Consider the following 12,126-nt stretch of genomic DNA (forward strand, 5'->3'; position numbering starts at 1 on the left):
TTACGACTTTCGGCAGAAGGCGAGGCGAGCCGGCTGTCTTACCCTTCACTGCATGTCCTCCCCTCGACCTCGGCCCCCGGCCCTCCTGCGCGGTGCGGTCACACTGCGGTGGTCAGCCCTGCTCCTCCTCGCGGCGGCCGCCGCAGGACTCGACCTGCGGTGGGGAACCTTCCACCAACCGGTCACCGGTCTGCTGCTGGGGCTGTCGGCGATGACAACGGCAGTCGTCCTGCTCGTACTGCCCTTCATCACGCTGCGTGGCGCCGGTCCCTGGAGCACGGCCTGTGCGGGCCTCTGCGCCGCGGTGGCATCGCTGGCCTTCACCACGGCGGTGCACCTGCGCGCGGACCACGGCGCGTCCACGGCGTACGGCGCCTTCGAGCCTGTCGCACTGCTGATCGTGCTGGCGTTCACGGCCCGGCGCGGTGCAGCCGCCCCCGCGGCTGTGGGAACGGTGGCGTTGATCGCCGCCGTCGTGTCGCGCCCCCTCGCGGTGGAGGTCCGCGAGGGCAGCGTCATCGCCGCTTTCGTCCTGACGCTGGTCGCCGTGGCCGTCGCGGGCGCCGCCGTGACCGCCCGACTCGTCGTGGCCGACCGGCGGCAACGGGAGTACCGCATCCGCCTCGAACAACGCGTGCGACTGGCCAGGGACCTCCATGACTACGTCGCCCACCACGTGACGGGCATTGTGGTCCAGGCCCAGGGCGCCGGCGCCATCGCCGACAAGCGGCCCGACCTCGTGCCGGCCGCCCTGCGGCGCATCGAGGACACCGGCGCGGAAGCGCTCGTGTCCCTGCGCAGCATGGTCGGCGCGCTCAGGGCGGACGATCCGGGTGCCCCGGTCACCCCGCCCGGCGGCATGACCGCCGTACGCGCACTGGTAGCGGGCTTCGGTCCCGTCGGTGTGTCCGTGCGACTTGTCGAGGACGGACCCACTGAGCAGCTTCCGGCGGACGTGGCAGCCGTCGTCCACCGCGTGGTGATGGAAGCCCTGACCAACATCCGCAAGCACGCTCCCGCCTGCCGCACGGTGGCCGTGCGGGTGCAGGCCGAACAGCGGCACGTCGCCGTCTCGGTCGACAACGACGGAGTGGCCGGGCCCACGGCCCCGCCCGGTTACGGCCTCACGGGCCTGAAGGAGAGGGTGACCAGCGCGGGGGGCAGCCTGCGAACAGGTGCCGGGAGCGACGGCACCTGGCAGGTCCACGCCCGCCTGCCACTGTCCCTCCCGTTTCATCGGGCGGACGCCGCGTGATCCGGACCATGATCGTGGACGACCAGGCCATCGTCCGCACGGGCATGGCCATGATCCTGTCCGTGGAGGATGACATCACCGTCGTGGCCGAGGCCGAGGACGGCGTGCAGGCCGTCGCCCTGGCCGCACGCCACCGTCCCGACGTCGTCCTCATGGACATCCGCATGCCCCGCCTCGACGGGCTCGACGCCCTGCGGGCCCTGACCCGGCCCGGCGCGCTCCACACGCCGAGGGTCGTCATGGTGACGACGTTCGATGACGACGAGTACGTCACTCGGGCCCTTCAGTCCGGCGCCTGCGGCTTCGTCCTCAAGGACGCCGGCCCCCGCCTCCTGGTCGAGGCGGTACGTGCGGCGGCGGTCGGCGACTCGCTCATCAGCCCCGCCATCACCGTCCGTCTGCTGGAGCGGATGATGCGGACGTCCCCCCCACAAGGCGCGGAAGCTGCTCTCTCGCCGCGCGAGTTCGAGGTGGTCCGCCTGGTGGCCCAGGGGCTGACCAATGCCGAGCTCGCCGAGGCGCTTCACATCACCGTGGGCACTGTGAAGACGCACCTGACCAACATCCAGGCCAAGCTGTCGGCTCGCAACCGTGTGGAGGTCGCCGCGTGGGCGTGGCGGAACGGCTACGCCCACCATGATGCGTGACGGCGTCGGCGCGGCGACCGTGTGCCGCCCGGCTCTTGACCACGTTGCCGAGTACGTGGCTGCCGACCGGCGCCGAGCACGACCACGGCCTTCTGCTGTCTTCCCGTCATCTCCTCCCGCCCTTCTTGGTAGCCGATCACGCTCCCACCCCCGCACCCGTGACAGAGCGCCGCAGTGTGCGAGTGAGAGGGGTAGCGAGAGTGCGCAGCCCGGAAGAGGTCGAGGTCAACAGGGGTGTGGGGACCGGCTCGCAAGCTGCCGGCACTGCTCGCAGACGACGGCGCTCCGTCACCAGTCCGTGACCTCCTCCGCCTCGCCGAGGTCCTCCACCCTCACCGGCCGCAGCCCGTCGAACCACACCCCGACCCCGAACGGCTCGCAGGCCGGCAGCGCCCCCTCCGCGAACCGCAGCATCCAGCCGTCGGCGTAGACGTTCACCTCCGGTGCGTCCAGCGCGGCCTGGTCTTCCGTGACATCCCACGCCGTGCAGACGAATCGCCGGGCTTCCTCCACCACCTGCTCCAGGTGCGCCAGCACCTCCCCGAGCAGATCGAGATCCACCGCTCTGACGTCCTCGCCCGCCTCCACGATCACATGGACGTCCACCGCCCACCGCTCCGGCTCGGCCACTCCCCACACCGCCAGCCCACCCGGTCCGTCGCTCACCCGCACCAGCGGCCCCACACGCTGCACCGTCCCCGCCTCCTCGTCGCCCCGCCACCGTACAACCGGGCGACGGCCACGGTGGTGCCGCCGCCGAAAGCCGGACCCCGGGCTCCAAGCCGCCCCGGCCTCAAAGGTCCTAACAGAAGCCTCGTGACGTGTGACTGGCCGGTGATCGGCTCGTTGGTCCATCCGTGGGGAAGAGGGAGTCTCGTCCGTGGATCGTGTCGGACGAACTGTGGGGGCCGGTCGAGCCGTTGCTGCCCGAACCGGGTCCGAAGCTGAAGCCGGGGCGGCCGCGCGTGCCGGACCGGCAGGCGCTGTGCGGGATCCTGTTCGTACCGCACACCGGCAGCTTCCGCCGCCTACGCATCCACTGGGAACGACGCGACGACATCCACGAGGGCTTCCTCGGCCCCGCCACCTGCCTGATCACTCACAGGCACGTCCAACGCCTTTGTCAGGACCTTTAAGCCGCGAGGCGGAGGAGACTGCCGACATCGAGGCCCCTTCCCCCCTCACGGTCGTTGCAGAAGCCCAGCCAGAGCAACCTGACGTCCCTCGACTCCGGGCTGTCTGACCGTCAGACCTGCGGGCGAGTACTACCTACGGTCACCGCTGGCCGCACTCCCGCGCCCGTGCTCGCAGACTGCCGCGCTCCGAACTCGCAAACCGGCCTGCTCCACGAACCCCCTGAACAGGGCCTACCCCTCGGCCACTCGCAAACTAGCGTGCTCCGTCACACCGCCCCGGCCTGGATGGGAGACGGGACGGGCACGGAGGCGTTGTCGGCTATCCGACGGAGCGGAGGGGGACGATCTTGGACCTGCGACCGATGGCCTTCGCGGTCAGGCCGTAGCAGCGGACGTTCCCGACGCGCCTGCGCTCCTCGATGAAGGACCGGGCCCCGGCCACCCGCGAGGCCGCCGACGCCGTCCACACCCGCCTGCGCGCCGCCATCGAGGACGCCGCTTCGGGGCGGTAGCCGTCCCGTCTCATCGAACTTCGACGGTCTCAGCGAAGACTGACTCGCCCCGGTTCCGCGCCGAGGGCACGTCAGTCCACCAGCTTCCGATTGGCCTTGGCGGCACTGCTCCTGGTGCAGCTACGGTCCCCGACATGCACCTTTACGTCGTCGACGCCTTCACCGATCGTCCCTTCTCCGGTAACCCGGCCGCCGTGTGCCTGCTGCCGGCCGGACAGTGGCCCGACGCCGCGTGGATGCAGCGGATCGCGACCGAGATGAACCACTCCGAGACTGCGTTCGCCCTTCCGCTGTCCGCTTCGACCGAAGCCGACTGGGCCATCCGGTGGTTCACCCCGCGAGTCGAGGGCGACCTGTGCGGCCACGCCACGCTCGCCACCGCGCACGCGCTACGCACTGCGAGGGGCCTTGTCGGAGCCGTTCGGTTCCTGAGCCGGAACCACGGCGTTCTCGTCACCCACGCCGATGCGCAGGGTGCCATCACGCTCGACTTCCCGGCGGCCCCCGGTATCGCGGTGCCCATGCCGGACGAACTCGACAAAGCCCTGGGAGCCGGCCCCGAGGCCGCCTTCCGCTCCGACGGCCTCGGCGACCTGCTCGCGGTCTTCCCGGATGAGGCTACCGTCCGGGCTCTCACGCCGAACCTCGACGCCGTCGCCGACCTGACAAACCGCGAGGGCCTGCGCGGCGTCATCGTCACGGCCCCCGCCACCGAGACCGGCCTGGGCCACGACTTCGTCTCCCGTTTCTTCGCACCGGCCAGGGGCATCCCCGAGGACCCGGTAACCGGCAGCGCCCACACCACGCTCGCCCCGTACTGGTCGGCACGACTCGGCCGCGAGGAGCTCACAGGCCTCCAGGTGTCCCCACGCGGCGGCCTGGTGCGCACCGCTCTGCGCGGCGAGCGCGTCCACCTCAGCGGGAACGCTGTCACGGTCTTGGATGGCGCGCTGCACGTCTGACGCCCCAAGGACTGGAAGCGAAGTTCTCGAAGGTGCCCCGGTCCGTGCAATGACCGGGCCCCGCCTCCCCAACGGTGCTGATGGGGGCCGGATCCCCGCGCGTTCCCGCCGGCTTTCCTACAGCCGCGTCGCTCCCGGCAGCCGCACCGCTCAGCCTTCGATGAGGCGAACCCACCGGCCGCGGCCCGGCCGGGCGCACGCCGATGTCGACGGGACCGTACGACAGCAACCGGGCGGTGGCCGGAAGCGGCCCATCGTGAGCAGGACCAGCGAAGCAGCCGGGCGGCGGCCGGGCAACGGCCGGACGGCGCGGGCGGGAGGACAGCGGGGCGAGGACGGCGACAGCAACAGCAGCGCGCAGCTGGCACGAAGAGGGCGGCCGGACGGCAGCCGGGTGGAGCGCAGCGGGTGAGCACCACCGGCCAAGGCGACGGACGGCGGCGACGCCGGCGACGCCGGCGCCGGGACGGCGGACGGGCACCGGCCGGCGACTACCGGGTGGCGGCCGCTGGGGCCCCGGACGGGTGGCCGGGATGCAGCGGCCGGACCGGGACCGCGGCCTGGCGGCTGGCGGACCGGGCCGGGACAGCGGGCGGCGGACGGGCGCATGCCGACGTCGAGGGGACCGTGCAGCAGCCGGACGGCGACCCCTGGGGCCCCACCGTGAACGGGACTAGCGAAGCGGCCGGATGGCGGCAGGCGGGAGCGGGAAGCGGCGGCCAGGCCGGGCGGCGGGCTCGCAGAAGAACCAGGCCGAACCGGGACGGGACGGCGAGCAACACCAGCGGACCCAGCTGCTCCACCTCCTCGTCGCTGACGCACTGCGGGCACTCCGGACGGGTACTGACCGGCCCCTTCTCGGCCAGCACCAGCAGCGAGGCCTCCTCCCCGCTGATCGGGCCCCGGCACGTCCTGCACGGGCGCAACAAGGCGTTCGCGGCCCGGGCAGCCTCCAGCTTGCTCTTCGGCCTCCCGTTCCAGCCGCTCCCGTTGCCGCGGAGCCGTGTTGTTCAGGCGGATTCGAGGATCGGGCGGACCTCGACGGTCTCCGGGGTGGGCAGGCTTCTGGCCAGTTCGAGGGCTTCGGCGCGGTCGGCGACCTCGACGATGAACCAGCCGCCGAGGGTCTCCTCGCCGATGTGCGCGGGCCCGTCGGTGACTGTCGTCGCCCCGTCGGCCGTGGTGCGCACCGTCGCGGGGGCGGTGTGCTCGGTTTCCAGGGCGTCGCCGCCGACCAGTTTCCCGGCTGCGGCGAGGCCGCCGATCCAGCCTTCGTACTCCTTGCGGTATGCGGCCCGGTCGGCCCGGATGCGACGGCGGGACTCGTCCGTCTCGAAGACCACGAGTGCGTATTTCACGGGAGTTCCTCTCCGATCGCCGCACGGGCGACCGCTGTTGACGGTGAAGGGGAGGGAGGGCCGGTTCAGGCGGTTTCGCCGACCGGGGTGACGCGGGCGAGTGCGCCGATCTCGAGCGCGGCCCACAGGGCGCCGTCGGGGCCGACGGTGATGCCGTGGGGTTCGGAGCGGGGGGTGGGCAGGTCGTACGTCATGACGGTGCGGTCGGGGGTGATGGTGCCGATGCGGTCGGCGGCGGTCTCGGTGAACCAGAGTGCGCCGTCGGGTCCTGCCGCGATGCCGAAGGGGCCGCAGCCGGGGGTGGGCACGTCGAACTCGTCGACGGCGCCGGCGGTGGTGATCCGTCCGATCCGGTTCGCCCGGTACTCGGTGAACCACAGGGCGCGGTCCGGGCCGGGGGTGATGACGGTCGGTCCGCAGGCGGGGTCGAGCCGGTGGCTCGTCGGTTCCTCGCCGGGGACGATCCGGCCGATCCGGCCGCTGTGGACCGGAGTGAACTACAGGGCGCCGTCCGGTCCTGTGGTGAGGGAGTAAGGTCCGGCCGCGGCGTCGGACACCGGCTGCTCTTCGATGGTCGCATGGGTCGCATGGGTCACAGGGGCTTCTCCAGGGCGTGCTCGGCGGCGATGCGGGCGATGTCGGCCGGGGTTCCGGCCATGATGGTGCGGGCGTGTTCGGTGACGAGGTCCGTGGGCCAGTCCCACCAGGCGGCGCGCTGCAGCCGTTCGACGTCGGCGTCGTCGAAGCGTCGGCGGATCGTCCTGGCCGGGTTGCCGCCGACGATCGTGTAGGGCGGGACGTCGGCGGTGACCACGGCTCCGGCCGCGATGATCGCGCCGTCCCCGATGCGCACGCCGGGCATGACGGTGGCCTGGTAGCCGAACCAGACGTCGTTGCCGACGACCGTGTCACCGCGGCTGGGCATGGCGGTGACGATGTCCAGGGTCTCCTCGGCCCACCGGCCGCCGAACATGGTGAACGGGTAGGTGGACACCCCCGTCGTCGGGTGCTCGGCGCCGGCCATGAGGAACCGCGTGCCGGAGGCGATCGCGCAGTACTTGCCGATGACCAGCCGCTCGGGGCCGTAGGCGTAGAGGACGTTGCGGCGCTCGAACTCCGTGGCGCCGTCCGGGTCGTCGTAGTACGTGTACTCGCCGACGTCGATGGTCGGAGAGGTGACGAGGGGCTTGAGGAACACCACGCGTTCGTGGGCGGGCAGCGGGTGGAGGGTGGTCGGATCGGGTGACAAGGTGCTTCTCCTTCGGAAGGGGGCAACCGGGCGCGCGGAGACGGACGGGGAGGGGTTCCGGTCTAGCTCGGGCTGCCGGCGGACGCCTTGCCCGAGGCGGTGACCGTGCCGGGGCCGAGGGCGGTGGAGCGCTGCGGGGCCGTGGGGCCTTCCGCGGGCCCGGGCGCCGCGGGCTTGGCCTTCGCCAGCCACAGACCGGTGAGCACGGCGGTGGCGGAGGTGACGGCGCCGGCGGCGAGGAAGGCGTCGTCGAGGCCGGTCTCGAAGGGGGCGCCGCCGGACTGCCGGGTGCGGACGATCGCTCCCAGCAGCGCCACGCCGAGGACCGCGCCGATCTGCCGGGTGGTACTGCTGATGCCCGACGCGAGGCCGCCCTCCTGCGGGCCGACCGATTGGATGGCGGCGCCGGTCAGCGGGGACAGGGCCAGGCCGAAGCCGGTGCCGACGACTGCCAGCCGCCACCACACGTTCCCGTAGCCGGTGTCGGCGTGCACCGTGCCGAGCGCCAGCAGCCCCGGGCCCGCCAGGGCCAGACCGGTGGTGACCACGGCGCGGAAGCCGTACCGGGCGGCGAGTCGGCCCGCGTACGGGCTGACGAGCACCATGGCGAGGGTGGCGGGGAGGGTCTGCAGGCCGGCGCGCAGGACCGAGCTGTCCTGGACGGACACGAAGAACTGGGAGAAGAAGAACGACGAGCCCATGAGCGCGAACCCCACCACGCCCATGGCGGTGTTGGAGACGGTGAACAGCCGCTGCCGGAACAGCCGCAGCGGCAGCATCGGAGCGGAAGCGCGCGCCTCCACGGCGACGAAGGCGGCGAGGAGGACCGCTGCGGCGGCGAAGCTCCCCAGGACCACCGGCGACAGCCAGCCGCGGGCGCCGCCCTCGATCAGCCCGTAGGTCAGCGTCCCCACGCCCAGCACGGAGAGCACCGTCCCCGGGACGTCGACTGCGGGGGCGCCCGGATTGCGGGACTCGTCGAGGTGGCGCAGGCCGACCAGCAGCAGGACCGCGCCGACGGGCAGGTTGACCAGGAAGATCGCGGGCCAGCCGAAAGCGTCCGTCAGCACGCCGCCGACCACCGGGCCCGCAGCCAGGCCGATCCCGCTGAGACCGGCCCACAGCCCGATCGCCCTGATCCGTTCCTGCGGCACGGGATGGGCGGCGGCGAGCAGGGCCAGCGAAGCGGGGCTCAGCGCCGCCGCCCCGACGCCCTGCAGCACCCGGCCGGCGACCAGCCAGCCGAGCGAGGGCGCGAAACTGCACAGCACGGAAGCCGCGGTGAACACCGCCACGCCGGTCAGGTACACCCGCTTGCGGCCGAACCGGTCGGCGAAGATCCCTCCGGACAGCAGCAGCATGGCGACCAGCAGGACGTACGCGTCGACGATCCACTGCAGACCGGTCAACTGGGTGTGCAGCCGCTGCTGCATGTCGGGCAGCGCCGCTCCGACGACCGTGTTGTCGAGCAGGACCATGAACTGGCCCAGGCAGGTCACCGCGAGCAGCACGGCCCGGTCCGGTCGCCTGCTCGTCCCTGCATGTGCTGCCGTCAAAGGCCTCCCCTTTCGATCGCTGCCCGCATCCGGCCGGATGCGAAGCGGGGGCCGGGACACCCCGGCCGCCTAAAGCAGTCAGCGACTGCGTTAGAGGACTGTAGGGAGTCGGCACCACAAAAGCAAGCGCTGACTGCGTTAAGGTGATGGTGTGAACGAGCGACAGCAAGCCCGGCGCCCCGGCGGGCGCAGCGCCCGCGTCGGCGCCCAGGTGCACCAGGCCGTCACCGAGCTGATCGGCGAACGCGGCTACGGCAACTTCACCGTCGGCGAGGTCGCGGCTCGCGCGGGCGTGGCGGACAGCAGCATCTACCGCCGGTGGGGCAGCTTGGAGAAGCTGCTCACCGACGTGGCGCTCACCCGCCTCAACGCGCGCTCACCGATGCCCGACACCGGCAGCCTGGCCGGCGACCTGCGCACGTACGCGGCCCAGGTGGCCCACGAGATCACCGGACCCGACGGCCCGGCGGTGCTGCACTTGGCCGTCGCCCTGTCCGGCAGCGGCGAGCAGGGAGTACGGGCGGGCCAGGAGCTCCGCGCCGAACGCACCCGGCAACTGCAGTCCGTGCTCGACCGCGCCCGCGAGCGCGGCGAGGACACCCCCGACGCGCTCGACGCGCTCGACGTGCTCGACCACGTCCTGGCCCCGATGTACGTCCGCGTCCTGTTCGGCATGGTCCCGCTCGCGCCGGGCTACGTCGACGGACTGGTCGACCGACTGCTGTTGACCCACCGAGTGGATCAAGGCTAGGGTCCACGGCAACATCGCGTGTCGGTCACCGGCTGGGTGAGGCATGGAGGTGTCGGGACATGCCCTCGGAGGCATTCCTTGTCAGTCGAGTTGAACCACACCATCGTCCACGCCCGGAACAACCGGGAGTCCGCTGAGTTCTTCGCGGACCTGCTCAACCTCGAGATCACCGCCGAGTGGGGCCCGTTCATCGCCGTCGGCCTGGGCAACGGCGTCACACTGGACTTCGCCACCGTCCCCGCGGACAGCATCACCCCCCAGCACTACGCCTTCCTGGTCTCCGAAGAGGAGTTCGACGCGGCGTACGCACAGATCGAACAGCGCGGCGTGGAACACTACGCCGACCCCCGGCGGCAGCAACCCGGCACGATCAACCGCAACGACGGCGGTCGCGGCGTGTACTTCATGGACCCGGCGGGCCACGCCATGGAACTCATCACCGTGCCGTACGGCGGCTGGCCCTCGTAACCACATGCACCGAGGGCCACACCTCCAGGAGCCGCAACCGACACCCCGTCGTGCTGCGGCGGGCCCCCGCTCGAGCGGGGGCCCGCCGTAGCGGTCGACGCCCACACCTTCGGGTTCGAGCGCTTCGTCCCACACGTCGCCTCCCTCCACCCAGGTCCACAGCCACTGGCGCAGCGACGGTGCCGCGTAGCACAAGCCGTCATGAGGATTCTCACGCCAGTCGGGTTCCCAGCCGTCGGCTCCCAGAGCAGGACCGGGTTGTCAATCGCTAGCACGCAACCTCTCCAGCAGCGCGTCGTCATCTGCAGAGGTACGACGGGAGGCATCGGTCACGGGGCGGGACTGTAGCCGGGCGGACACCTGGACGTCATGCAGCCCGACCCCGTCGCCGAGGCGATCGAGGACACCGGGCAGGACCTCAAGGGCCGCGACGCCGAGCTCACCGACCTGATCGCCGACCGCCTCGCCGACGCGCACCAGGATGCCGGTGGTGCCGGGCTCCCGGCCGAGCTGGTCAGCGGGATCGTCGCGCTGCTGTCGCCGAAGTCCGCGTCCGCCCCGACGTCCCGGCCGCCGAGCTGGAGACCGGCCCGGCCCCGCACGGCTTCACCGAGGAGGCCTGGCGCGGCCACGTGAGCGCCGGCCGCGACCTGGTCGTCCAGCACCACGCGGCCCAGCACCGGATCAGCCTCCTCGCACTGGAGGTCTGCCCGGCCCACTTCTCCGACCGCCAGGCCGAGGACGTCCTCGCCCGGGCTGCCAACGACATCGGGATGGGGGTCGGGGTCGGGAGATCCTCGCCTGCCGCCACTACGCGATCTCCGGCGACGTCCGGGCGATGGACGGCTGGTAGAAACCCGCAGGCCAGCGGCGGGGGCTTCTACTTTGGGGCCCTCATATGAGGGCCCAAATTTGAAACCGGCGCGGATCACGGGCCTACGGCGGGAATGGTCGGGCCGGTCAGATCTGCCGGTCCGGGTCGGAGAAGGTCAGACCGCCGGCCGCGAGCGAACGCCAGGCCGTAGCGGTCACGGCGTCGGTCTCGCCGGGCGGCTGGCGGAAGTCGGCGCCCTGCTCGACCGGCGGCAGTCGGCGCCCGCCGGACTGGGCGGGCACGGAGGCGTCGTCGGCGGGCTCGGAGAAGCGCAGGGAGAGCCTGCGGGGGTTAGTCATGATCACCATCTTCGCAGCCCGGACACGGCCGGGTAAGCCAAAGCGCTATCACCGGTGGTAGCGGTCCGGCCCTGGCCACCAGGGCCAGACCGAGGCTCGCGCTGATTCAGACGCTGGCCGAGCCGGTGCGGCGCACCGGCCAGCCGATCGCCGGGCCGCCCGGCGTCGACTACCACCGGCTGTCCGCCGACGAGCACGAGTGGACGTTCCAGAACCTGGTCGTCCCCGACCTCGGGGAGATCGTGTCGCAGCAGCGGCCCGTCGTCGTGTACGTCATGGGTGCCCCCGGCGCGGGCAAGACCCAGGCGACGATGATGGTGCGCCGGGCGCTGCGCGAGCGGCGGCCGGTATGGATCTCCGGCGGGATGTTCAAGGCGGCCCACCCGGACTACTTCCGGCTGCTGCGCGAGCATCCGCGCACCGCCTGCGCCCGGATCCGCGCGGACTACAAGGCGTGGCAGGCCCGGGCCGAGGCGCTGGTGCGCGAGCGGCGCGCGAACGCGGTGATCGAGATCGCCCCCGGCAGCGCGGAGGCGTTCCTCGCCGACGCCGTCGCGTGGCGCCGGGCCGGGTACCGCGTCGAGCTGCTGGTCCTGGACGTGCGCGCGGCCGACAGCCGCCAGGGCACCGCCTTGCGCTACGCCGAGGTCAGCCGGGGCTGCACCCGGCCGGGCCGGTTCACCACCGCCTCCGGGCACGACCGGTGCCCGGCCGCCGTGCTGGAGTGCGTCCAGGCCGTCGAGGAGCAGTGCCTGGTGGACCACCTCGGCGTGGTGCGGCGCGATGGCGCCGCCGTCTTCCGCAACGCGCTCGGCCCCGACGGCCGGTGGACCGGCCGGACCGGTGCCGCGCTCGCCGTTCGGGCGGGGCAGGTGCGGCCCTACGGCGAGCAGGAAGCCCGCTTGTCCTCGCCTTCGCACCGCCCGCAGCGCTCCCGGCAGCGCGCTCCTACGCTCCGGCGATCTCGCTGAGCCTGGCATCGTACTTCTGCTCCGATGGGGCGAGCCGCTTGGCGCCGGGCGGTCGCGCTCGCGGCCGGCCTCCAGGACCAGGGCGGCC

Annotated in this window: 14 protein-coding genes and 3 pseudogenes; 10 read left to right on the plus strand and 7 right to left on the minus strand. The window is 72.4% G+C overall.

The window, feature by feature from the left end; genetic code table 11:
• Positions 1 to 52: 52 nt before the first annotated feature.
• Both ACZ7RU_RS11225 and ACZ7RU_RS11230 read left to right on the plus strand, forming a co-directional pair.
• On the plus strand, positions 53 to 1,255 hold the full coding sequence (locus ACZ7RU_RS11225) for a sensor histidine kinase (RefSeq protein WP_470340633.1): 1,203 nt from the start codon (positions 53 to 55) through the stop codon (positions 1,253 to 1,255).
• Between the two features lie 8 nt (positions 1,256 to 1,263).
• Entirely contained in the window at positions 1,264 to 1,902 is a 639-nt protein-coding gene (locus tag ACZ7RU_RS11230) for a response regulator (protein ID WP_470340634.1), read from the plus strand.
• A gap of 288 nt (positions 1,903 to 2,190) precedes the next feature.
• On the opposite strand, the gene ACZ7RU_RS11235 is transcribed toward ACZ7RU_RS11230, so the two are convergent.
• Positions 2,191 to 2,595 carry a hypothetical protein gene (locus ACZ7RU_RS11235; RefSeq protein WP_470340635.1) on the minus strand — a complete coding sequence of 135 codons (405 nt, stop codon included), beginning with the start codon at positions 2,593 to 2,595 and terminating at the stop codon, positions 2,191 to 2,193.
• Between the two features lie 194 nt (positions 2,596 to 2,789).
• Between ACZ7RU_RS11235 and ACZ7RU_RS11240 the strand changes: the two are divergent.
• The 4 genes and pseudogenes from ACZ7RU_RS11240 to ACZ7RU_RS11255 all read left to right on the plus strand — a co-directional run.
• A pseudogene (locus tag ACZ7RU_RS11240) lies at positions 2,790 to 2,861 on the plus strand (hypothetical protein); the annotation flags it as partial.
• A gap of 60 nt (positions 2,862 to 2,921) precedes the next feature.
• Positions 2,922 to 3,038 (plus strand): annotated as a pseudogene (locus tag ACZ7RU_RS11245) (IS5/IS1182 family transposase); the annotation flags it as partial.
• Positions 3,039 to 3,684: 646 nt separating this feature from the next.
• The gene (locus ACZ7RU_RS11250; RefSeq protein ID WP_470340636.1) at positions 3,685 to 4,512 is read left to right on the plus strand and encodes a PhzF family phenazine biosynthesis protein; all 828 of its coding nucleotides are present in this window, start codon (positions 3,685 to 3,687) and stop codon (positions 4,510 to 4,512) included.
• A 256-nt stretch (positions 4,513 to 4,768) separates the two neighbouring features.
• Positions 4,769 to 4,924 (plus strand): hypothetical protein, encoded by a 156-nt coding sequence (locus ACZ7RU_RS11255; protein WP_470340637.1) that lies wholly within the window; start codon positions 4,769 to 4,771, stop codon positions 4,922 to 4,924.
• A gap of 598 nt (positions 4,925 to 5,522) precedes the next feature.
• Here the strand turns inward: ACZ7RU_RS11255 and ACZ7RU_RS11260 are convergent.
• The 5 genes and pseudogenes from ACZ7RU_RS11260 to ACZ7RU_RS11280 all read right to left on the minus strand — a co-directional run bounded on the left by ACZ7RU_RS11260 (position 5,523) and on the right by ACZ7RU_RS11280 (position 8,630).
• Positions 5,523 to 5,870 carry a YciI family protein gene (locus tag ACZ7RU_RS11260; protein ID WP_470340638.1) on the minus strand — a complete coding sequence of 116 codons (348 nt, stop codon included), beginning with the start codon at positions 5,868 to 5,870 and terminating at the stop codon, positions 5,523 to 5,525.
• Between the two features lie 65 nt (positions 5,871 to 5,935).
• On the minus strand, positions 5,936 to 6,064 hold the full coding sequence (locus ACZ7RU_RS11265; RefSeq protein WP_470340948.1) for a hypothetical protein: 129 nt from the start codon (positions 6,062 to 6,064) through the stop codon (positions 5,936 to 5,938).
• Positions 6,056 to 6,355 (minus strand): annotated as a pseudogene (locus ACZ7RU_RS11270) (Vgb family protein); the annotation flags it as partial. The pseudogene ACZ7RU_RS11270 and the gene ACZ7RU_RS11265, both read right to left, overlap by 9 nt.
• Positions 6,356 to 6,462: 107 nt before the next feature.
• A complete protein-coding gene (locus ACZ7RU_RS11275) occupies positions 6,463 to 7,119 on the minus strand; it encodes a CatB-related O-acetyltransferase (RefSeq protein ID WP_470340639.1) in 657 nt (218 codons plus the stop codon).
• A gap of 62 nt (positions 7,120 to 7,181) precedes the next feature.
• The gene (locus ACZ7RU_RS11280) at positions 7,182 to 8,630 is read right to left on the minus strand and encodes an MFS transporter (protein ID WP_470340640.1); all 1,449 of its coding nucleotides are present in this window, start codon (positions 8,628 to 8,630) and stop codon (positions 7,182 to 7,184) included.
• 196 nt (positions 8,631 to 8,826) lie between these two features.
• Between ACZ7RU_RS11280 and ACZ7RU_RS11285 the strand changes: the two genes are divergently transcribed.
• From ACZ7RU_RS11285 to ACZ7RU_RS11295, 3 genes are all read left to right on the plus strand, one after another.
• Positions 8,827 to 9,426, plus strand: a complete 600-nt coding sequence (locus tag ACZ7RU_RS11285) for a TetR/AcrR family transcriptional regulator (RefSeq protein ID WP_470340641.1) — start codon at positions 8,827 to 8,829, stop codon at positions 9,424 to 9,426.
• A 78-nt stretch (positions 9,427 to 9,504) separates the two neighbouring features.
• Positions 9,505 to 9,894: a VOC family protein gene (locus tag ACZ7RU_RS11290; RefSeq protein WP_401112358.1), complete on the plus strand. Its 390-nt coding sequence runs from the start codon at positions 9,505 to 9,507 to the stop codon at positions 9,892 to 9,894.
• 369 nt (positions 9,895 to 10,263) lie between these two features.
• The gene (locus ACZ7RU_RS11295) at positions 10,264 to 10,530 is read left to right on the plus strand and encodes a hypothetical protein (protein WP_470340642.1); all 267 of its coding nucleotides are present in this window, start codon (positions 10,264 to 10,266) and stop codon (positions 10,528 to 10,530) included.
• A 324-nt stretch (positions 10,531 to 10,854) separates the two neighbouring features.
• Here ACZ7RU_RS11295 and ACZ7RU_RS11300 read toward each other — a convergent pair whose 3' ends face one another.
• Positions 10,855 to 11,067: a hypothetical protein gene (locus ACZ7RU_RS11300; RefSeq protein WP_470340643.1), complete on the minus strand. Its 213-nt coding sequence runs from the start codon at positions 11,065 to 11,067 to the stop codon at positions 10,855 to 10,857.
• Positions 11,068 to 11,192: 125 nt separating this feature from the next.
• Between ACZ7RU_RS11300 and ACZ7RU_RS11305 the strand changes: the two genes are divergently transcribed.
• Positions 11,193 to 12,038: a zeta toxin family protein gene (locus tag ACZ7RU_RS11305; RefSeq protein WP_470340644.1), complete on the plus strand. Its 846-nt coding sequence runs from the start codon at positions 11,193 to 11,195 to the stop codon at positions 12,036 to 12,038.
• The last annotated feature ends 88 nt before the right edge of the window (positions 12,039 to 12,126 follow it).

Source organism: Kitasatospora sp. NPDC114501, assembly GCF_055633695.1.

What these genes read in the sequence shown, in the direction of transcription:
- ACZ7RU_RS11225 (WP_470340633.1), top strand. Translation starts at nt 53, where the DNA reads ATGTCCTCCCCTCGACCTCGGCCCCCGGCCCTCCTGCGCGGTGCGGTC.
- ACZ7RU_RS11230 (WP_470340634.1), top strand. Translation starts at nt 1,264, where the DNA reads ATGATCGTGGACGACCAGGCCATCGTCCGCACGGGCATGGCCATGATC.
- ACZ7RU_RS11250 (WP_470340636.1), top strand. Translation starts at nt 3,685, where the DNA reads ATGCACCTTTACGTCGTCGACGCCTTCACCGATCGTCCCTTCTCCGGT.
- ACZ7RU_RS11265 (WP_470340948.1), bottom strand. Translation starts at nt 6,064, where the DNA reads ATGACGTACGACCTGCCCACCCCCCGCTCCGAACCCCACGGCATCACC.
- ACZ7RU_RS11295 (WP_470340642.1), top strand. Translation starts at nt 10,264, where the DNA reads ATGCAGCCCGACCCCGTCGCCGAGGCGATCGAGGACACCGGGCAGGAC.
- ACZ7RU_RS11300 (WP_470340643.1), bottom strand. Translation starts at nt 11,067, where the DNA reads ATGACTAACCCCCGCAGGCTCTCCCTGCGCTTCTCCGAGCCCGCCGAC.